This window comes from Rathayibacter sp. AY2B9, assembly GCF_002931595.1.
In the GTDB taxonomy this organism is placed as follows: Bacteria; Actinomycetota; Actinomycetes; order Actinomycetales; family Microbacteriaceae; genus Rathayibacter.
The window spans coordinates 76149-94694 of record NZ_PSUB01000005.1 but is presented as its reverse complement, the minus strand read 5'-3'; the positions used below and the strand labels follow the sequence as shown (position 1 = coordinate 94694).

The window sequence follows — 18546 nt, the reverse complement described above, 5'->3', positions numbered from 1 at the left end:
AGTGCGCGGCCGGCCGGAGCGGGCCGGGTCACCCGGTGACGGCACCCTCGGCTGCCGAGCGGACGAGCTTGGCGTACTTGGCGAGGACACCGCGGGTGTAGCGCGGAGGGAGAGGGGCCCAGCCTTCTCGGCGGGCGGCGAGCTCGGACTCGTCGACGAGTAGGTCGATCGAGCGAGCGGCGATGTCGACCCGAATCGGGTCTCCGTCGCGAACGAATGCGATGGGACCTGCGTCCACCGATTCGGGAGCTATGTGGCCGATGCACAGGCCGGTTGTGCCGCCTGAGAATCGTCCGTCCGTCAACAGTAGTACATCTTTTCCGAGCCCGGCCCCCTTGATGGCGGCGGTGATGGCGAGCATCTCGCGCATGCCGGGACCGCCCTTGGGGCCCTCGTAGCGGATGACCACCACGTCGCCCTTCTCGATCCGGCCCTCGGTCAGAGCGTCCATCGCGGCGCGCTCGCGCTCGAACACGCGGGCCGGACCCTCGAAGACGGAGGCGTCGAAGCCCGCGGTCTTGACGACCGCGCCCTCGGGGGCGAGCGAGCCCTTGAGGATGGTGAGCCCGCCGGTCGCGTGGATCGGGTTGTCGAGGGTGCGGATGACCTCGCCGTCCAGCGGCGCGATGTCCATCGCGGCGAGGTTCTCGGCGACCGTCCTCCCGGTGACCGTCAGGCAGTCGCCGTGGAGCAGCCCGGCGTCCAGGAGCGCCTTCATCACGGCCGGGACGCCGCCGTGGCGGTCGACGTCGTTCATGACGTACTTGCCGAAGGGCTTGAGGTCGCCGATGTGCGGGATCGTGTCGCCGATGCGGTTGAAGTCGTCGATCGTGAGGTCGACCTCGGCCTCGTTGGCGATCGCGAGCAGGTGCAGGATGACGTTGGTCGACCCGCCGAAGGCCATCGCCACCGCGATCGCGTTCTCGAACGCCTTCTTGGTGAGGATGTCGCGGGCCGTGGTGCCGTTGCGCAGCAGCTCGACGACGGCCTCGCCGGACTTGCGGGCGAAGTAGTCGCGGCGGCGGTCGGCGGCGGCGGGCGAGGCGGAGCCGGGCAGGCTCATGCCGAGCGCCTCGGCGACGCTGGCCATGGTGTTGGCGGTGTACATGCCGCCGCAGGAGCCCTCGCCCGGGGCGAAGGCGCACTCGATGCGCTTGGCGTCCTCCTCGGACATGATCCCGGCCTTGACGCCGCCGACGGCCTCGAAGGAGTCGATGATCGTGATGTCCTTCTCCGTGCCGTCCGAGAGCTTGACCCAGCCCGGGGCGATCGAGCCGGCGTAGACGAACACCGCGGCGAGGTCGAGGCGGGCCGCGGCCATCAGCATGCCGGGCAGCGACTTGTCGCAGCCGGCCAGCATGACGGTGCCGTCCAGGCGCTCGGCCATCATCACGGTCTCGACGGAGTCGGCGATGACCTCGCGGGAGACGAGCGAGAAGTGCATGCCCTCGTGGCCCATCGAGATGCCGTCCGAGACGGAGATGGTGCCGAACTGGAGCGGGTAGCCGCCGCCGGAGTGCACGCCCTCCTTCGCGGAGCGCGCGAGGCGCTCGAGCGAGAGGTTGCAGGGGGTGATCTCGTTCCACGAGGACGCGATGCCGATCTGGGGCTTCTCCCAGTCGTCATCGCCCATCCCGACCGCCCGCAGCATCCCGCGCGACGTCGTGGCCTCGATGCCGTCCGTGACGGTGCGCGAGCGGGGCTTCCAATCGATTTCCGGCATGCGATGAGGCTACCGCCTCGCGCGCAGTGCCCCTGCTCGCCGGGCGGACCCGGACCGGCCCGCGCACCCGTTCCTGCCCCGGCCTCCGGCAGCGCCACCGGATGCGGACGTCCCCGCGGATCTCCGACTCGTCGCGAACGGCCGCTCCCCGCGTCGGCGGACGGCCGTCCTCGGCGAGTCGGCGAGTCGGCGATCCGGGACCCGCCTGCGCTGACCGCCGGAAGGGGGCTGCTACTCCGCGCGCAGGTCGGCCAGCAGCCGGAGCGCGTGCGCGACCTGCTCGGGGCCGCGGACCCGGTAGGAGGCCGCGGTGGTGCCCTCGCCGCTCTTGATGCCGACGTCGCCGGAGCCGAGGACCGCGAAGGCGTCCTCGTCCGTCACGTCGTCGCCCGCGTAGAGCACGGCGGTCGCGCCGGTGTAGCGGCGGAGGTGCTGCACGGCCTCGCCCTTGGTGGTCGAGCGGACCGAGAACTCCAGGACGTTCTTGCCCTCGCGGACGGTGACCCCCTGCACCTCGGCGCGCGCCTCGGAGAGGGCGACGACGTGGGCGACGCGGCTGTGGCGCTCGGTCGCGAGGCGGGTGTGCAGGGCGAAGCCGGCGGGCTTGTCCTCGATCCAGACGTTGTCGATCCCGCGGGCGATCCCCTTCAGGACGTCCTCGAGCACTCCCACCTTCTCGAGCTCGTCGTCGTCGAGCCGGACCGCGTCCTCCTCGGGGTCGAGGCGGATCTCGATGCCGTGGGAGCCGACCAGCAGCGCCTCGTCCGGCAGCTGCGAGACCTCCTCCAGGCTCCCGAGCGCCCGGCCGGAGACCAGCGCGACCCGGGTGCCGGGGAGGGCGAGGAGCCGCAGCACGGCCTCGCGCGCCTCGGGGAGCGCCCGCGCGCGGGCGGGGTCGTCGACCTCGGGCGCGAGGGTGCCGTCGAAGTCGAGGGCCACCAGGAGCCGGTCGGTCGCGGCGAGCTCCCGCAGCGCCGCCGCGAGCCGCTCGGGCACTCCCTCGCTCATCGCGCGCCGCCGTCGAGCTCGCGGTCGTCGGCGGCCTCCCGCTCGAGCTCGGCCGCCTGTCCGTGGGCCGCGTCGTCGCGGTGCTCGGCCTCCTGGCCGTGCGGCGCCTCCTGCCCGCGGGCGGCGGGCCGCACGTCGAGCTGCTGGCCGGCCGCGTGCTCCGCGAGAGCGGAGAGGAACGACTCGGACCAGCGCGCCACGTCGTTCTCGAGCACGCGGCGACGGAGCGCGCGCATGCGCCGGGTGCGCTCGACGCGCGGCATCCGCGCCGAGGCCTCCATCGCGTCCTTCAGCCCCGAGATGTCGTGCGGGTTCACCTGCACGGCCTGCTTGAGCTCGTCGGCCGCTCCGGCGAACTCGCTCAGCACGAGCACGCCGTCGTTGTCGAAGCGGGACGCGACGTACTCCTTCGCGACGAGGTTCATCCCGTCGCGCAGCGCCGTGACGAGCATGACGTCGGCGGCGAGGTAGAGCGCCACCATCTCCTCGCGCGGGTAGCCGTGGTGGAGGTAGCTGATCGCCGGGTGCCCGAGCGTGCTGTAGTCGCCGTTGATCCGGCCGACCTGCAGCTCGATGTCGTCGCGCAGCTGCCGGTAGGTGTCCACGCGCTCGCGGCTCGGGCTCGCGACCTGGACCAGCACCGCGTCCTCGGAGGTGAGGCGGCCGTCCGCCAGGAGCTCGCCGAAGGCCTTCAGGCGGTGGCCGATCCCCTTGGTGTAGTCGAGCCGGTCGACGCCGAGCATGATCGTCGCGGGGTTGCCCAGCTCGGCGCGGATCTCGGCGGCGCGGGCCTGGATCTCGGGGGTGCGCGCCATCGCCTCGAACGACGCGGAGTCGATCGAGATCGGGAAGTGCCGGGCGACGACCGGGCGCACGCTCGCCCCGCGCCGCGAGCGGTTGACGCGGCGGGTGCCGCCGACGGCCTCCTCCTCGACCGGGACCTCGACGACCGTGCTGCGGGTGTCGTAGCCGAGCAGGCGCCGGACCGCGCGGAGGAAGCTGCCCGCGTCTCCCTGGCGCTGGAAGCCGATCACGTCGGCGCCGAGCAGGCCCTCGACGATCTGCCGGCGCCACGGGAGCTGCGCGAAGATCCCGTAGGGCGGGAACGGGATGTGGTTGAAGAAGCCGATCGTGACGTCGGGCCGGAGCTCCCGCAGCATCTTGGGCACGAGCTGGAGCTGGTAGTCCTGCACCCAGACCACGCCGTCCTCCTCCGTCACGGCCGCGGCCGCCTCGGCGAAGCGCTGGTTGACCCGCACGTAGGCGTCCCACCAGTCGCGGTGGTAGGTCGGGGGCGCGATCACGTCGTGGTAGAGCGGCCACAGCGTGTCGTTCGAGAAGCCCTCGTAGTAGTCCTCGAGCTCCTGCGCGCTGAGGGCGACGGGGACGATCTGCACGCCGTTGTCGACGAACGGGGCGACCTCCTCGTCGGCCACGCCGGGCCAGCCGACCCAGGCGCCCTCGTTCGCGCGCATCACGGGCTCGAGCGCGGTGACCAGCCCGCCGGGTGAGGTCTTCCAGGACGCGGTGCCGTCCTCGGCCACGACGCGATCCACCGGGAGGCGGTTCGAGACGACCACGAACGCGTTGCGCTCTGTCCCTCCCGAGGTCCCGGCGTCGGTCCTGTCAGCGGCGGAGGAGGCGGAGGCGGAGTGCGGAGGAATGGTGGTCCCTTTTCGTCGGTCGAGCCGTCGTCGTGCCCGTCGAGGCTATCAGCCGGCCCCGCACGGGGGACGGGGGGGTCAGCCCTGCACGAGGGCGAGGGCGAGCGTCGCTCCGCCCACCGTCGGGACGATCGCGACGAGCCCGAGGAGCGCGTACTGGCGCCACGAGACGTGCACGCCCAGCGCGGTCAGCCTTTGGTGCCAGAGCAGGGTGGCGAGCGAGGCCCACGGGGTGATCAGCGGTCCGGCGTTCACGCCGATCAGCAGGGCGACCAGGCGGAGCGGATCCGCCGCGACGGGCTCGAGGGCGAGGTAGGCGGGCAGGTTGTCGACCAGGTTGGAGGCGACCGCGCCGGAGCCGGCGAGGCGCAGCAGGTCGAGCGTCCCGCTCCCCTCCCCCGCGACCACGGCGAGCGCCGCGCCCAGCCCGAGCTGGTGCGCCGCCTCCATCGCCACGAAGAGGCCCGACGCGAACACGACGAGCTGCCACGGCAGGAGGGCGGGCGTGAGCGCCGCGGGACGGCGCACCGCGAAGAGGACGATCAGCGCGACCGCGGCGACCGTTGCCGGGATCCACACCTCGAGGCCCGAGACGAGCGCCGGCAGGAGCAGCGCCACGACGATCCCCGCGCCGACGAGCAGCACCCGGTCCTCCACCGGCGTCCGCTCCCCCGGGGTGTAGCGCCCGGCCAGCTCGCGCCGGTAGCGGATCGCGAGGATCAGCACGGGCACGACGGCCGCGACGAGCGCGGGCACCGCGGTCAGCGCGGCGAAGGCGAAGGGGCCCTCGACCCCCAGGCGCCGCTGCGCGAGCAGGTTGGTGAGGTTCGAGACGGGGAGGAGGAGGGAGGCGCAGTTCGCCAGCCAGACCGTGGCCATCGCGAACGGCAGGGGCGGGACGCGCACGTGCGCCGCGAGCAGGACCACGACCGGGGTCAGGAGCACGGCGGTCGTGTCGAGCGAGAGGAACACCGTGCTGACGACGGCCATCGCCACCACCAGCAGCCAGAGCACCGCGGTCCGCCCGCGGCCCCACTCGGCGGAGCGCTCGGCGACCACGGTGAAGACGCCGGCCTCGGAGGCCAGCTCGGCGACCACGGTCACCGCGACCACGAAGCCGAGGATCGGCGCCGTCCGCTCGACCAGCTCGCCCAGCGCGTCCATCGGGAGGACCCCCGTGACGACGGCCACCGCCCCGACGACGAGCAGCACCGCCCCGATCACAGCCGTGCGCATGTCGTTCCCGTTCTCCTCGGCGTGCCCCGGCTCGAGGATTCGGGTCCCGGCGGCGGTCCACCGTAGCGGGACAACCCCTCGGTGCTGTCAAGCGTTCCTCTGAGAGCTTTCGCACCCGCTAGCGTCGGGGTGAACACGGGAGGCACACGCATGCGCAAGTTCATCCTCAACTCCAGCGTCATCAGCGCGATCGTCGGCGGCTGGTCGATCCTGCAGACCACGCGCAAGGGCCCGCGCGACTGGCGCCTGGCCCTCCAGTGGGTCAGCTGGGCCATCTCGGTCACCGTCGCCCTGGGCTCCGTGTCCTACGACTCGAAGGAGATCGTCAAGGAGGAGCGCGGCAAGAAGCGCGACCGCTAGGCCCTCCTGACGCGCCGCCTCCCCGCGGGGCGGCGTGTCAGCCGGTCTCCCGACCCGGTGGCGGCGACACTGTTCCCAGTCGCTGCCGGCACGGGAAACGGGGTTCGTCATGAGGTTTCGTCTGAGGCGTCGCAAGGCGGCCCCCGAGGTCGTCGAGGCGGCCCCCGTCCTCACGCAGGACGAGCTCTTCGCCGTCGTCCACGAGCGCCTCGCGGCCTTCGTCGGATCCGAGGGCGCCTGGGTCGTCACGCGCCGCAGCCACGACGACCGCGACCCGATCTTCCACGGGATGCTCGCGCGCTCCCTCGCCCACGAGCTCTCCGCCGCCATCCAGGAGGAGCAGCTCCGCGCCGGCGCCGAGCGGACGTCGTCCCCGGTCACCGAGGCGATCCCCGTGATGCGCGCCTCGACTCCCCCGGTGGAGCCGGCCGCCCTCACCTGGGAGCCGAAGCCGATCGCCGTCTGGGCGGAGCCGGCCCCCGCCGACACCCCCGTCGCGACCCGCTCCTGACCCGAGCGGTCGGCCGGCGGGCTCGCCCTCCGGCCGACCCGACGAGCGACGTCGCCCTTCCCGCTGATCGAGGAGGCGGCGCAGCCGCCGTCTCGAGATCCCCCGCGGCCGCCCTCCCCCGGCCGCCCGTCAGAGCGTCGGCCAGCTCCCGGGGCCCTCGCTGCCCGCCGGGTACTCGTCGAGCGGCACCCGATCCGCGTGCCACGCGTCGATCGCGGGCTGCACGATGCGCCAGCACTCCTCGGCGGCGTCCCCGCGGACCGAGAGCGACGGGTCGTCGTCGAGGATCCCCGAGATGACCTCGCCGTACGCCAGCAGCTCGCCCGCGCCGAAGGTCGCCTCCAGCGAGGCGCGCTCGAGCGTGTACGGGTCGCCGGGGCCGTTGATGTTCAGCTCGAGCGACATCTGGTCGGGCGCGAGGAACAGCCGCAGCACGGACGGCGCCTCGGTGCCCACGAAGCCGCGGGGCAGGTGCGGGACCGGCTTGAAGCGGATGACCACTTCGCGCCGCCGCTCCCCGAGCGCCTTGCCGGAGCGGAGGGTGAACGGCACGCCGGCCCAGCGCCAGGTGTCGATCTCGACGACCAGCTCGGCCAGCGTCTCGGTCCGGCGAGCGGGGTCCACGCCCTTCTCGTCCGCGTAGGCGGGCAGCTCGCGTCCGTCGATCGTCCCCGCTGTGTAGCGGGCGCGGCGCGAGCTCGCCGCGGGGTCGTCGCCGTGCAGGCGGGTGGCGCGCAGGACGATCGACTTCGCGTCCCGGAGGTCGGCCGCGTCGAGCGAGGACGGCGGCTCCATCGCGATCACCGCGAGGACCTGCAGCAGGTGGCTCTGGATCATGTCGGTCAGCGCGCCCGCGCCGTCGTAGTAGCTCGCCCGCCCCTCGAGGGCCAGCTGCTCGTCGTAGACGATCTCGACGCTCTCGATGTGCTCGGCCGACCACAGCGGCTCGAGGATCCGGTTGGCGAAGCGCAGGCCGAGCACGTTCATCACGGTCGCGCGGCCGAGGAAGTGGTCGACGCGGTGGATGCGGTCCTCGGGGACCAGCGCGGCGAGGCGCTGGTTGAGGGCGTGCGCGCTCGCCTCGTCGGTCCCGAACGGCTTCTCCAGCGCCAGCACGGTGCCCTCCGGCAGGTCGTGGGCGGCGAGCGCCTCGCAGGCCTTCGCCGCGATCGCCGGCGGGAGGGCGAAGTAGACCGCCACCGGACCGGCGCAGCTCGCGAGCAGTGCGGCGAGCGCCTCCGGATCGGTGACGTCGACCTGCTGGTAGCGCGTGCCGGAGGTGAGCGCGTCCACGCCCTCGCCCTGCGCCTCGACGGTGGCGAAGGAGGCGGTCAGCACCTCGTGCCAGTGCTCCTGGGTCCAGTCCTCGCGTCCCGCGCCGACGAGGTGGACCCGCCGGTCGGTCTCGCGGGTCAGCAGCTGGCCGACGGCGGGGAGGAGGAGCCGCGAGGACAGGTCCCCCGTCGCTCCGAGGATGAGCAGGGTCGAGACGGTCTGTGCCATGCGGCTCACCCTACGGCGGCGCTGAAGAGCCCCGCTCCGCCTTGACTGGGAGGCCACAGCCGCACCTGAGAGGATCGCCGCATGGTCTCCCCGATCGAGGACTACGCCGTCCTCTCCGACTGCCGCACGGCCGCTCTCGTCTCCCGCGACGGGGGGATCGACTGGCTGTGCCTGCCGCGCTTCGACTCCGCCTCCGTCTTCGGCGCCCTCCTCGGCGGCGACGACCAGGGGCGCTGGTCGCTCCGGCCGGTCGACGGGGAGGCGACGAGCGAGCGCCACTACCTCGGCGACACGCTCGCGCTGGTCACCCGGTGGACGACTCCCACCGGCGTCGTCGAGGTGGTCGACGTGATGCCGCTGCGCGACGAGCGCGCCGAGCTGGTGCGCCGGGTGCGCGGAGTGTCGGGGACCGTCCGGATGCGGCAGGAGCTGCGCATCCGCTTCGACTACGCCCGCACCATGCCGTGGGTGCGGCAGGAGGGGACGGACGAGGATCCGCTGCTCGTCGCCGTCGCCGGGCCCGACGCGGTCGTGGTGCGCGGAGTGCGGTTGAAGGCCGTCGACCACGCCCACGCGGCGGAGTTCGACGTCGACGCGGACGCGGTCGTCGACCTCTCGATGGCGTGGTTCCCCTCGCACCAGCGGGCGCCGAAGCGCCTCGACGTCGACCGCGCGCTGGAGCGCACGCTCTCCTGGTGGTCCGAGTGGGCGTCGGCGATCGACTACGACGGGCCGCACCGCGACGCCGTCGTCCGCTCGCTGCTGACCCTCCGCGCCCTCACCGACGACGAGACCGGCGGCATCGTCGCGGCGGCGACCACCTCGCTCCCGGAGCAGTTCGGCGGCGCCCGCAACTGGGACTACCGCTACGTCTGGCTCCGCGACGCCTCGCTCACCCTGCAGGCCCTGCTCGCGCACGGGTTCGAGCAGGAGGCGCAGAAGTGGCGGGCCTGGCTGCTCCGCGCGGTCGCGGGCGCGCCGGAGGACGTGCAGATCATGTACGGCCTCGCCGGCGAGCGCGACCTGCCGGAGCGGGAGATGCCGAGCCTGCCCGGCTACGACGGCGCCTCCCCCGTGCGGATCGGGAACGCCGCCGTCGACCAGTACCAGGCGGACGTGATCGGCGAGGTGATGGTCGCTCTGCACGAGGCCCGCGTGGCCGGAGTGGACGAGACGGAGTTCTCCTGGCCGCTCCAGCGCGCGCTCCTGGGCTTCGTCGAGACCAACTGGCAGCGGCCGGACAACGGCATCTGGGAGATCCGGGGCGAGCCGCGGCACTTCACGCACTCGCGGGTCATGATCTGGGCCGCGCTCGATCGGGGCGTCCGCGCCGTGCGCGAGAACGGCCTGCCCGGTCCGGTCGAAACCTGGGAGCGCCTCCGCGACGAGGTGCGCGCCGAGATCGAGGCCCAGGGCTTCGACGCCGAGCGCGGCCACTTCGTGCAGTCCTACGGCTCGCCCGAGGTCGACGCGTCGCTCCTCGTGCTGCCGATGGTCGGCTTCGTCCCCGCCGACGACCCGCGGATGCTGGGCACCGTCGCCGAGCTGGAGCGCGTGCTCCTGCAGGACGGCCTGCTGCACCGCTACCGGACCGAGTCCTCGGTCGACGGCCTCGCCGGCGGTGAGCACCCGTTCCTCGCCTGCTCCTTCTGGCTCGTCCGGCAGTACGCCGACTCCGGCCGGATCGACGACGCGCGGACCCTGATGGACCGGCTCGTCGGGCTCTGCAACGACGTGGGCCTCCTCTCGGAGGAGTACGACGTCGAGGGCCGCCGGCACGCGGGGAACACTCCCCAGGCCCTCTCCCACCTCGCCCTGGTGCAGGCGGCCGACGCGATCGCGGCAGCCCGATGAGGCGCCGCCGCGTCGTTCTCGCGAGCATCGGCGGAGTCCTCGGAGTCGCGGTCCTCGGCTTCCTCACCTGGAGCTCGATCGTCAGCGGCCCCGACGAGAACGCCCTCGCCCGTGTGCGCGCCGATCCGGCGATCGCGGTCGAGCGCACGGACGACGCGCTCGTGATGACGCCGACCTCGACCGGCGAGCTGGCCGGCACGGGCCTGGTCTTCATCCCCGGAGCGAAGGTCGACGCCTCCTCCTACGAGGCGACCCTGGCTCCGCTGGTCGACGCCGGGGCGACCGTCGTGATCACGCGGCCGATCCTGCACCTGGCCTTCTTCGACCTCCGCTCCCTCGAGACCTTCACCAGCCAGGCCGAGGGCGTCGACCGCTGGCTCGTCGGCGGCCACTCCCTCGGCGGCGTGAAGGCCTGCCAGTGGGCCGAGGACCCGGCGGTGGCGGGTCTGGTGCTGCTCGGCAGCTACTGCGCGAACGACCTCTCGGGCTCCGGGCTCCCCGTCCTCAGCGTCAGCGGATCGGAGGACGGGCTCAGCACGCCGGAGAAGGTCGCCGACGCGAGCGTCCGGCTGCCCTCCTCCGCCGACCTCGTCGAGATCGACGGCGCCAACCACGCCGACTTCGGCTGGTACGGGCCGCAGGCGGGCGACGGCGAGGCGACCATCAGCCACGAGGAGGCGGACGCCCGCATCGCCGAGGCCCTCCTGGGCTTCAGCCGCGAGGTCGGCTGAGTCGCCCGCTCCCGCTTGACCTCGAGCGCACTCGAAGTCGTAGGTTGACGCCATGTCCACCGCCACCGCCGCCCCGGCCGAGCCGGAGGTGCTGTCGATCTCGCAGGTCGCCGCCGTCACCGGTCTCACCGTGCACACCCTGCGCTACTACGAGCGCGCCGGGCTCATGCTCGACCCGGTCGAGCGCGCCTCGTCGCAGCACCGCCGCTACCGGCCGGCCGACGTCGGCTGGGTCGACTTCCTCACCAAGCTCCGCGCGACCGGGATGCCGATCGCGCGGATCCGCGAGTACGCCCGGCTCCTCCGGATCGGGCCCGCCACGGAGCCGGAGCGCCTCGCGCTGCTCCGGACGCACCGCGAGGAGGTCGAGGCGCAGCTCGCCCGGACACACGCCAGCCTCGCCGCGATCGACATCAAGATCGCGGCGTACCAGGAGAGGACCACCCACTGATGAAGACGATCACCCTCGGATCCGACGTCGCCGCCCTCGAGGTCTCGCGCCTCGGGCTCGGCGCGATGGGCATGTCGGCGTTCTACACCGGCGCCGGCACCGACGACGCGGAGTCGATCCGCACCGTGCACCGCGCCCTCGAGCTCGGCGTCACGTTCCTCGACACCGCCGAGATCTACGGCCCGTACACCAACGAGGAGCTGCTCGGCCGCGCGCTGGCAGGCCGCCGCGACGAGGTGGTGCTGGCGAGCAAGTTCGGCATGATCCGCCACCGCGGCGACGGGGGCCGCGGACTCGACGGCTCCCCGGAGAACCTGCGGCTCGCCGTCGAGGGCTCGCTCGCGCGCCTCGGCACCGACCGCATCGACCTCTACTACCAGCACCGCATGGACCCGGGCGTCCCGGTCGAGGAGACCGCCGGGGCCTTCGCGGAGCTGATCCAGGAGGGCAAGCTCCGCGGCTACGGCCTCTCGGAGGCGGCGCCAGCGACGATCCGGCGCGCTCACGCCGTGCACCCGGTCACCGCTGTGCAGTCCGAGTACTCGCTCTGGACCCGCGACCCCGAGGCGGAGGTGCTGCCGGTCCTCCGCGAGCTCGGCATCGGCTTCGTCCCGTACTCGCCGCTGGGCCGCGGCTTCCTCACGGGCAGCATCCGCTCGGTCGCCGAGCTGGGCAGCGACGACTTCCGCCGCGACAACCCCCGCTTCGCCGACGGAGCGCTGGAGGCGAACCTCCGCATCGTGGAGGCCGTCGACCGGGTGGCGGCAGAGGCGGACGCGACCGCCGCGCAGGTGGCGCTCGCCTGGCTGCTCGCCCAGGGCGAGGACATCGCTCCGATCCCGGGCACCAAGCGCGTCTCGCGCATCGAGGAGAACGCCGCCGCGGACGCCCTCGTGCTGACCGCGGAGCAGCTCGACGTCCTCGGCGCGCTCGAGGCCCCCGTCGGCGACCGCTACGCCGACATGAGCTCCGTGAACCGCTGACCGCCCTGCGGGACGCCGCTCGCCGCGCGCACCCCGGGTGCGGCCGTGGGAGCGGCGTCCTCGCAGGAGTCAGTCCCTCGGCGGCAGCTCCCGCTTCGCGGTGTCCCGCTTCGGGGTGTCCCGCTTCGGGGTGTCCCGCTTCGGGGTGTCCCGCAGGTCGATGAGACCCGTGAACATCGCCCCCCGCTCGTTCGAGCGCTCGTCGCCCGAGAACAGGTTGTCCGGGGCGGAGGACCCGTGCCGGCGCGGGGTCGCGGCGGGAGCGGGCTCCCGCTCCATCTCGACGCGCTGACGCGGCAGGGCGACGGGGTCGTTCTCGTGCAGCCACGAGACGAGCCGCTCGCGCACGTAGCAGCGCAGGTCGAAGAGCGTCGGCGCGTCCTTCGCGGTGACGAGCACCCGGATCCGGACGAAGCCGCCCGTCGCGTCCGTCACCTGCAGCACGCTGGTGCGCCGGTCCCAGAGGTCGGTCTCCTCGAGCATGCGGTGCAGCTCCTCGCGCATCTGCTCGGGGCTGACCCGCCAGTCCAGGTCGAGCTCGACGGCGCCGAGCAGCTCGGACCCGGTGCGGGTCCAGTTCTGGAACGGCTGGGTCGTGAAGTAGTTCGTGGGCAGCACCAGGCGGCGGTCGTCCCAGAGGTGGACGACGACGTAGGTCAGCGTGATCTCCTCGATCCGCCCCCACTCGGTCTCGACGATCACCACGTCGTCCAGGCGGATGGCGTCGCTGAAGGCGAGCTGCATCCCGGCGAAGATGTTCGTGAGGCTCGACTGCGCGGCCAGGCCCGCCACGATCGAGAGCACGCCGGCCGAGGCCAGGAGGCTCGCACCGGCCGTGCGGGCCTCGGGGAAGGTCAGCAGCGAGGCGCCGATCGCGACGACCACGACGGCCGCCACGGCGACCCTCCGGATGATCGTCATCTGCGTGCGGAGGCGGCGTGCCCGGCGGTTGTCGGCCGTGTCGGTCCGGTAGCGCTCGGCGCCCAGGTCCTCGAGGAACACGAACAGGGAGCCGATCACCCACGCCGCCGCGCCGATCGTGGCGATCTGGAACACCCGCTGCACGAGACCCGGCCAGGGGTCGCCCGACACGGTGGCGGCGAGCGCGGCCCAGACCGCGATGGTCATCAGCAGCACGCGGAACGGGATGCGCAGACGCCGGATCAGCAGGCGCGCCCAGGTCTTGCGCTTGCCGACCGAGCGCAGCACGAGGGCGACGACGGCGGTCGCGACCACGGCGATCACGACCGCGATCACCACGGCGAGCGCGATCGAGCCGATCACGGGGAGGACGTCTTCGGGCACATCGGTCCTTTCTGGAGGGGAAACGGAAGCGAACGGAGATCCTGCCACGCGAACGGGGGTCGGTCCGCATTCTGCGCCGGACACCGTGCGGATGCTCAGGCGCCTGTTAGCGTCGGCGGACGGAGACGTCGACCTCGCCTGGAGCACCGTCGCCCGGACCTTCATGCGGACGGGCATCACCCTGAGCCTGACCGCCGCCGCAGACGACCAGGCCCGGGCCTTAGACGCGCTCGACGTCGGGATCGGCTCCACGAGCGCCGGCTTCCGCGGAGTCCTGCCGCTGCTCGACCCGTCGACCGCCGCACCCTCCAGCGAGTGAGCACGGGCCGGCGCTCCCCCCGCGGGCGCTCCGAGGAGGTCGGGAACGGACTCGGACCGGGAACGACGAAACCCCGCACCTCACGAGGAGGTGCGGGGTTGGTGGTGCACCCCCTCGGACTTGAACCGAGAACCCACTGATTAAGAGTCAGTTGCTCTGCCGATTGAGCTAGAGGTGCGTTCCGGCCGGCTGATCGTGCGTGCCGAACCGAGGGATCACATTACCAGCGTCTCCCCCCGTCTCGTCAAATCGAGTGCGACGGAACGCCCGCGGCAGCGATCGGAGGCTCCGCGGGACCCACCGGTATCGTGGTCGCGTGACCCCGCAGAGCAGTGACCAGAGCTTCGACGACGACCTCCGACTCGCCCTCCGCCTGGCGGACGCGGCCGATGCGATCTCGCGGGAGCGGTTCGGCGCGCTCGACCTCGTCGTGGACACGAAGCTCGACCGCACCCCGGTCACCGACGCCGACCGCGCCGTCGAGGAGGCGATCCGCGCGCTGCTCGCCGCCGAGCGTCCGGACGACGCGATCCTCGGCGAGGAGTTCGGCACCTCGGGCGAGGCCTCGCGGCAGTGGATCCTCGACCCGATCGACGGCACCGCCCACTTCCTCCGCGGCGTCCCGATCTGGGCGACCCTGATCGCGCTCGCGGTCGACGGCGTCCCCGTCGTCGGAGTCGTCTCCGCTCCCGCTCTCGGCACGCGCTGGTGGGCGGCCGAGGGCTCCGGCGCCTGGGCCGTCGAGCTGGAGGCCGGGGCCGAGCCGCGACCGCTGCGCGTCTCGGGGATCGACACGCTCGCCTCGGCGACCTTCAGCTACAACAGCATCCAGCAGTGGGAGGGCGCGGGCCGTCTCCCGCAGCTGCTCGAGCTCGCCGGCGCCGTCTGGCGCGACCGGGCGTACGGGGACGCGTGGCCCTACATGCTCGTCGCCGAGGGTCTCCTCGACGGTGCGGGCGAGTTCGACGTGAAGCCCTACGACCTGGCGGCCCTGGTGCCGATCGTGCAGGAGGCGGGCGGCCGCTTCACCTCCGCCGACGGGGAGGACGGGCCGTGGCACGGCAGCGCCGTCGCCACCAACGGCCTGCTGCACGACGAGGTGCTCGCGATCGTGGCGCCGCGATGAGGAGCCGGACGGCCGCGCTCGCCTCGGCGGCGCTCCTCCTGCTCCTCTCGGGCTGCTCCTCCGTCGTCGGGCCGGACGGCCCGGAGGCCGTGCGTGACGAGGGCGGCACGGTGGCGACCGCCGGCGTCACCGACGTGTTCTCGCTGCGGCGCGGCGACTGCCTGGCCGACCCGGGCGACGACCGCATCGCCGACGTGGACGTCGTCCCGTGCGCCGAGGAGCACGCACTGGAGGTCTTCCACACGTTCGCGCAGCCCGGAGACCGCTACACCAGCCGCAACACGCTGCTCGCCCAGGCCGAGGCGGGCTGCGAGCCGGAGTTCGGCGCCGTGATGGGGATCGCCTACGGCGACTCCGCCCTCGAGTACCGCTCGCTCGTCCCCTCCGAGGTCGGCTGGCGCCACGGGGACCGCACGATCGTCTGCGCGGTCCTCGATCCGGCCGACGACTCCACCACCGGCAGCCTCTTCGGCTCCGCTCGCTGACCACGGCTCCGATCGACCCCCGTTCGGCTCATTGACACGTGCTCCGTCGGAGCGCAGGGTGAAGGGACGACCGGCAGGCGCGAGGGGGCGCGGAGACCGGCGGCTCAGGAGTCGACATGCAGGACCGGCACGACCAGGAACCCCCCGAGCGCTCGCGCACGGCCGAGCAGCACTGGGGACCGGCGGACAGCCTGTTCCCGAGGCTCCACCGGCAGAGCTCCCTGCTCGCCGCGGCGGAGGCGGTCGCGCAGGTCGACGGGCCCGGCCCGGGCGACGTCTGGTCGCGGCTCCTGCACGACTACGCCCACGCCTCCGACCGCGTCGTCTCGGTGGACGGCGACGCCGAGGCCGCCACGCTCGGCTGGCTGAAGCCGCGCGGTGTGGTCTCGCTGCTGGTCACCGAGCGGTGCGACGACGACGCCGCCGCCGAGCACCTGGTGGCCGCGCTCGCCGCGATGAACGCCGTGACCCTCTCCGTGCACGAGGCGCGAGCAGTACGCCTCCGTCCTCTGCTGGAGGTGCTGCACCGGCTCCTGCCCGACGCGTTCGCCGAGCTGCCGGTGGACCGCAGCGCCCACTACCCGGCCGGCACCGCCGTCGCCGTGCTGGCGCCGGGCGTGCTCTACCGGGACTGGGCTCCGCCGCAGGCTCTCGCCGGCCCGGCGCACGACGACGACGACCGGCTGGCGATGCTCACCCTCTACGGCCGGATCAGACAGCTCGACGTGCGACCGTCGTGAGGGCGGCGGAGCGGAGCTCCCAGTGTGCGACGACGACCGGTGGTGGAGATGGGGGGAATCGAACCCCCGTCCATCGCTGTGATTCTGCGCCTTCTACGGGTGTAGCCGATGAGAGCGTTCTGCTCGGCCCCGACCGTTACCATCGGCGCATCGGTCGACGGGCCCAGCCCGAGTGCGAGTCCCGCGTCGCCCTCAGGCGTAACGACGCAGCAAGTCCTCTAGATGACGCCAGGATCCGGGGCGAGGACGCACCCACGGGCTGACGGACTATCTACTCTGGCTTAGGCAGCGAGAGCGAAGTCGGTGCGCTTCTGTTCGGCACCTGTGTTTTCCAGGGATCGTTGACGAGATGACCCTGGATCCTCGACCCGCTTCTCGCAGTTTCGCAGGCAATGTCGAAACCGATCATCCCCGCGAGCACTCTACGGCCCGGAGGCCGCTGGAGTGGGTCGTTCGTCGCACACTGTGGAGTTACGCGACCTAGTCTACCTCAGCTCCGCGGGCGGTCACCCGGCGGCGGCGCAGATCGAGCAGACCCAGCACGAGCGCGAGCGCGATCAGCCCGAGGGTGACGAAGTAGCCGTTGCGGAAGGCGTCGTGGTAGCGGTCCAGCCCCTCCGCCATCCCCTGCTCGCTCGCCAGCGTCGCGAAGAAGACGGCGGAGGCGCAGGCGGTGCCGACCGCGGTGCCCACGCGCTGGCCGAGCTGGCCCACGGAGCCCGCCACGCCGCCCTGCGTCGGCGGGATCTCGGCGAGGGTGAGCGTCTGATTCGGCGACACGACGAAGCCGCCGCCGGCCCCGGCGACGAGCATCGCGGCACCCATGCCGTAGGCCGCGGTCTCGGCCGGGAGGAGCTCGGCGGCGAGCAGCACGAGCGTGAAGCCGATGACCACGAGCACGATGCCGAGCACCACCAGTGCGCGGCCGTAGCGCTGCACGAGCTTGCCGCCGTACCAGGCGGTCACCGCCGAGGTCAGCGCGAACGGGATGCTCACCATGCCGGCGAACACCGGCTCGAGGCCGAGCCCCTGCTGGAGGAAGAGCGTGGTGAGGAGGAAGGTCGCCGGGATCGCGGCGAAGTAGGAGGTCGCGACCAGGATGCCGTTGCGGTAGGAGCTCGTCCGGAAGATGCGGAAGTCGATGACGGGCGTCCGCCCCGACGCGGCGTAGTGCGCCTCCCAGCGCACGAAGACGGCGGCGGCGGCCGCGGCGAGGACCAGCCAGAACCAGCGGTAGGGCGAGTCCGAGGAGGAGCCCGTGGTCAGCAGGAACGGCAGCATGAACGCGAAGATCGCGACCGCCAGCAGGAGCAGGCCGACCGGGTCGAGGGACCGGTCTCCCTCGGGCCGCGAGCGCTTCTTCGGGATGAGCTTCCAGGCGAAGACCAGCGCGGCGACGCCCAGCGGGATGTTCATCCAGAACAGCAGGCGCCAGCCGTCCTGCTCGCCGCCGATCGCGATCAGGAGGCCGCCGAGGGTCGGGCCGAAGGCGGTCGACAGGCCGATGGTCGCGCCGAAGACCCCGAAGGCCCGGGCCCGCTCGGCGCCGGTGAACATCTGCTGCACCAGCCCGAGGACCTGGGGCATCTGGATTCCCGCGGCGACGCCCTGCAGGAAGCGCGCGACGACGAGCAGCTCGATCGACGGCGCGAGCGCGCAGAGCAGGCTCGTCACCGTGAACGCGGTCAGCCCGATGAGGAACAGCAGGCGGCGCGAGCGGATGTCGCCCAGCCGACCGGCCGGCACGAGCGCCAGTCCGAAGGCGAGCGCGTAGCCCGCGACGATCAGCTGCAGCTGGCTCGCGTCCGCTCCGAGCGAGCGCTCGATCGACGGCAGGCCGACGTTGACCTTCGAGAGGTCGAGGATCGTGATGGCCGCGACTCCGACGCTCACCGCGAAGGCGCGCCACCGCGTCTTCTCGTCGGCGGCGCTCAGGGCGGCGGGGGCGCTGTTCTCGGGGGAGGTCACGCGCCCCAGTCTCCCAAAGCACGGGGCGCGAAGAAGAGGCTTGCGCGGCACCCGTCGGACAGTGCCCGCCGGGGCCTACTCGCCGAGGCGGCGGCGGGTCGACATCGCACGGTCCGCCTCGCGGCGGTCCTGGCGCTCTCGGAGGACCTGGCGCTTGTCGTAGTCCTTCTTGCCCTTGGCCACGGCAAGCTCGACCTTGGCCTTGCCGTCGCTGAAGTACAGCGAGAGCGGGATCAGCGTGTACCCGCCCTCCTTCACCTTGTTGTGGATCTTGAGGATCTGCGCCTTGTGCAGCAGCAGCTTGCGCTTGCGGCGCGGCGGGTGGTTCGTCCAGGTGCCCTGGGCCCACTCGTTGATGTGGACGGCGTCGAGCCACGCCTCTCCCCCGTCGACGAACGCGTAGCCGTCGACCAGCGAGGCTCGGCCGGCCCGGAGGGACTTCACCTCGGTGCCGGTGAGCACGAGGCCCGCCTCGTAGGTGTCCTCGATGAGGTAGTCGTGGCGCGCCTTGCGGTTGGTCGCGACGACCTTCTGTCCCTGTTCTCTGGGCACGGCTGCTCCTCGGGTCGCGAGCGGATG

Annotated in this window: 18 protein-coding genes, 1 tRNA gene and 1 other RNA gene; 10 read left to right on the top strand and 10 right to left on the bottom strand. The window is 72.8% G+C overall.

Annotation, left to right across the window (positions count from 1 at the left end; all coding sequences use genetic code 11):
- Positions 1–28: 28 nt before the first annotated feature.
- The 4 genes from ilvD to C5C25_RS06735 form a co-directional block, all read right to left on the bottom strand.
- The gene (gene ilvD, locus C5C25_RS06750; RefSeq protein WP_104250142.1) at positions 29–1723 is read right to left on the bottom strand and encodes a dihydroxy-acid dehydratase; all 1695 of its coding nucleotides are present in this window, start codon (positions 1721–1723) and stop codon (positions 29–31) included.
- A 231-nt stretch (positions 1724–1954) separates the two neighbouring features.
- Positions 1955–2731: a trehalose-phosphatase gene (gene otsB / locus C5C25_RS06745; protein WP_104250141.1), complete on the bottom strand. Its 777-nt coding sequence runs from the start codon at positions 2729–2731 to the stop codon at positions 1955–1957.
- Entirely contained in the window at positions 2728–4311 is a 1584-nt protein-coding gene (locus C5C25_RS06740) for a trehalose-6-phosphate synthase (RefSeq protein WP_104250140.1), read from the bottom strand. Before C5C25_RS06740 ends, otsB begins: the two co-directional genes overlap by 4 nt.
- 162 nt (positions 4312–4473) lie before the next feature.
- Positions 4474–5631, bottom strand: coding sequence for an SLC13 family permease (locus C5C25_RS06735; RefSeq protein ID WP_104250139.1), 1158 nt, complete (start codon positions 5629–5631; stop codon positions 4474–4476).
- Between the two features lie 150 nt (positions 5632–5781).
- On the opposite strand from C5C25_RS06735, the gene C5C25_RS06730 reads away from it, so the two are divergent.
- Positions 5782–5991 carry a hypothetical protein gene (locus C5C25_RS06730; RefSeq protein ID WP_104223546.1) on the top strand — a complete coding sequence of 70 codons (210 nt, stop codon included), beginning with the start codon at positions 5782–5784 and terminating at the stop codon, positions 5989–5991.
- Positions 5992–6100: 109 nt separating this feature from the next.
- The gene (locus C5C25_RS06725; protein WP_104250138.1) at positions 6101–6502 is read left to right on the top strand and encodes a hypothetical protein; all 402 of its coding nucleotides are present in this window, start codon (positions 6101–6103) and stop codon (positions 6500–6502) included.
- A 129-nt stretch (positions 6503–6631) separates the two neighbouring features.
- Here the strand turns inward: C5C25_RS06725 and C5C25_RS06720 are convergent, their stop codons facing one another.
- Positions 6632–8005 carry a glucose-6-phosphate dehydrogenase gene (locus tag C5C25_RS06720; protein ID WP_181065465.1) on the bottom strand — a complete coding sequence of 458 codons (1374 nt, stop codon included), beginning with the start codon at positions 8003–8005 and terminating at the stop codon, positions 6632–6634.
- Positions 8006–8086: 81 nt separating this feature from the next.
- Here C5C25_RS06720 and C5C25_RS06715 point away from each other — a divergent pair, with 81 nt between their 5' ends.
- Genes C5C25_RS06715 through C5C25_RS06700 form a run of 4 tightly spaced genes read left to right on the top strand, consistent with a single transcriptional unit; the run spans position 8087 to position 12024 of the window.
- Positions 8087–9859, top strand: a complete 1773-nt coding sequence (locus tag C5C25_RS06715; RefSeq protein ID WP_104223549.1) for a glycoside hydrolase family 15 protein — start codon at positions 8087–8089, stop codon at positions 9857–9859.
- Positions 9856–10590, top strand: coding sequence for an alpha/beta hydrolase (locus tag C5C25_RS06710; protein WP_104250137.1), 735 nt, complete (start codon positions 9856–9858; stop codon positions 10588–10590). Before C5C25_RS06715 ends, C5C25_RS06710 begins: the two co-directional genes overlap by 4 nt.
- Positions 10591–10642: 52 nt before the next feature.
- Positions 10643–11041: a MerR family transcriptional regulator gene (locus tag C5C25_RS06705; protein ID WP_104223551.1), complete on the top strand. Its 399-nt coding sequence runs from the start codon at positions 10643–10645 to the stop codon at positions 11039–11041.
- Positions 11041–12024 carry an aldo/keto reductase gene (locus C5C25_RS06700; RefSeq protein WP_104226238.1) on the top strand — a complete coding sequence of 328 codons (984 nt, stop codon included), beginning with the start codon at positions 11041–11043 and terminating at the stop codon, positions 12022–12024. The genes C5C25_RS06705 and C5C25_RS06700 overlap by 1 nt, the downstream gene beginning before the upstream one ends.
- Before the next feature lie 69 nt (positions 12025–12093).
- On the opposite strand, the gene C5C25_RS06695 is transcribed toward C5C25_RS06700, so the two are convergent.
- The gene (locus C5C25_RS06695) at positions 12094–13329 is read right to left on the bottom strand and encodes a mechanosensitive ion channel family protein (protein ID WP_258069357.1); all 1236 of its coding nucleotides are present in this window, start codon (positions 13327–13329) and stop codon (positions 12094–12096) included.
- Positions 13330–13420: 91 nt separating this feature from the next.
- On the opposite strand from C5C25_RS06695, the gene C5C25_RS16475 reads away from it, so the two are divergent.
- Positions 13421–13648 (top strand): hypothetical protein, encoded by a 228-nt coding sequence (locus C5C25_RS16475; protein WP_181133660.1) that lies wholly within the window; start codon positions 13421–13423, stop codon positions 13646–13648.
- Between the two features lie 102 nt (positions 13649–13750).
- Here C5C25_RS16475 and C5C25_RS06690 read toward each other — a convergent pair.
- Positions 13751–13826, bottom strand: a tRNA-Lys gene (locus C5C25_RS06690).
- 138 nt (positions 13827–13964) lie between these two features.
- On the opposite strand from C5C25_RS06690, the gene C5C25_RS06685 reads away from it, so the two are divergent.
- The 3 genes from C5C25_RS06685 (at position 13965) to C5C25_RS06675 (ending at position 15999) form a co-directional block, all read left to right on the top strand.
- Positions 13965–14774 carry an inositol monophosphatase family protein gene (locus C5C25_RS06685; protein WP_104223554.1) on the top strand — a complete coding sequence of 270 codons (810 nt, stop codon included), beginning with the start codon at positions 13965–13967 and terminating at the stop codon, positions 14772–14774.
- Positions 14771–15259, top strand: a complete 489-nt coding sequence (locus C5C25_RS06680; RefSeq protein WP_104238162.1) for a septum formation family protein — start codon at positions 14771–14773, stop codon at positions 15257–15259. The genes C5C25_RS06685 and C5C25_RS06680 overlap by 4 nt, the downstream gene beginning before the upstream one ends.
- A 116-nt stretch (positions 15260–15375) precedes the next feature.
- A complete protein-coding gene (locus C5C25_RS06675) occupies positions 15376–15999 on the top strand; it encodes a hypothetical protein (RefSeq protein WP_104250136.1) in 624 nt (207 codons plus the stop codon).
- A gap of 40 nt (positions 16000–16039) precedes the next feature.
- On the opposite strand, the gene ssrA is transcribed toward C5C25_RS06675, so the two are convergent.
- The 3 genes from ssrA to smpB form a co-directional block, all read right to left on the bottom strand.
- Positions 16040–16412: a transfer-messenger RNA gene (gene ssrA / locus C5C25_RS06670) on the bottom strand.
- Between the two features lie 67 nt (positions 16413–16479).
- Positions 16480–17967, bottom strand: coding sequence for an MFS transporter (locus tag C5C25_RS06665; RefSeq protein ID WP_104250135.1), 1488 nt, complete (start codon positions 17965–17967; stop codon positions 16480–16482).
- Positions 17968–18042: 75 nt separating this feature from the next.
- Positions 18043–18519 (bottom strand): SsrA-binding protein SmpB, encoded by a 477-nt coding sequence (smpB, locus tag C5C25_RS06660; RefSeq protein WP_104223558.1) that lies wholly within the window; start codon positions 18517–18519, stop codon positions 18043–18045.
- Positions 18520–18546: the final 27 nt, after the last annotated feature.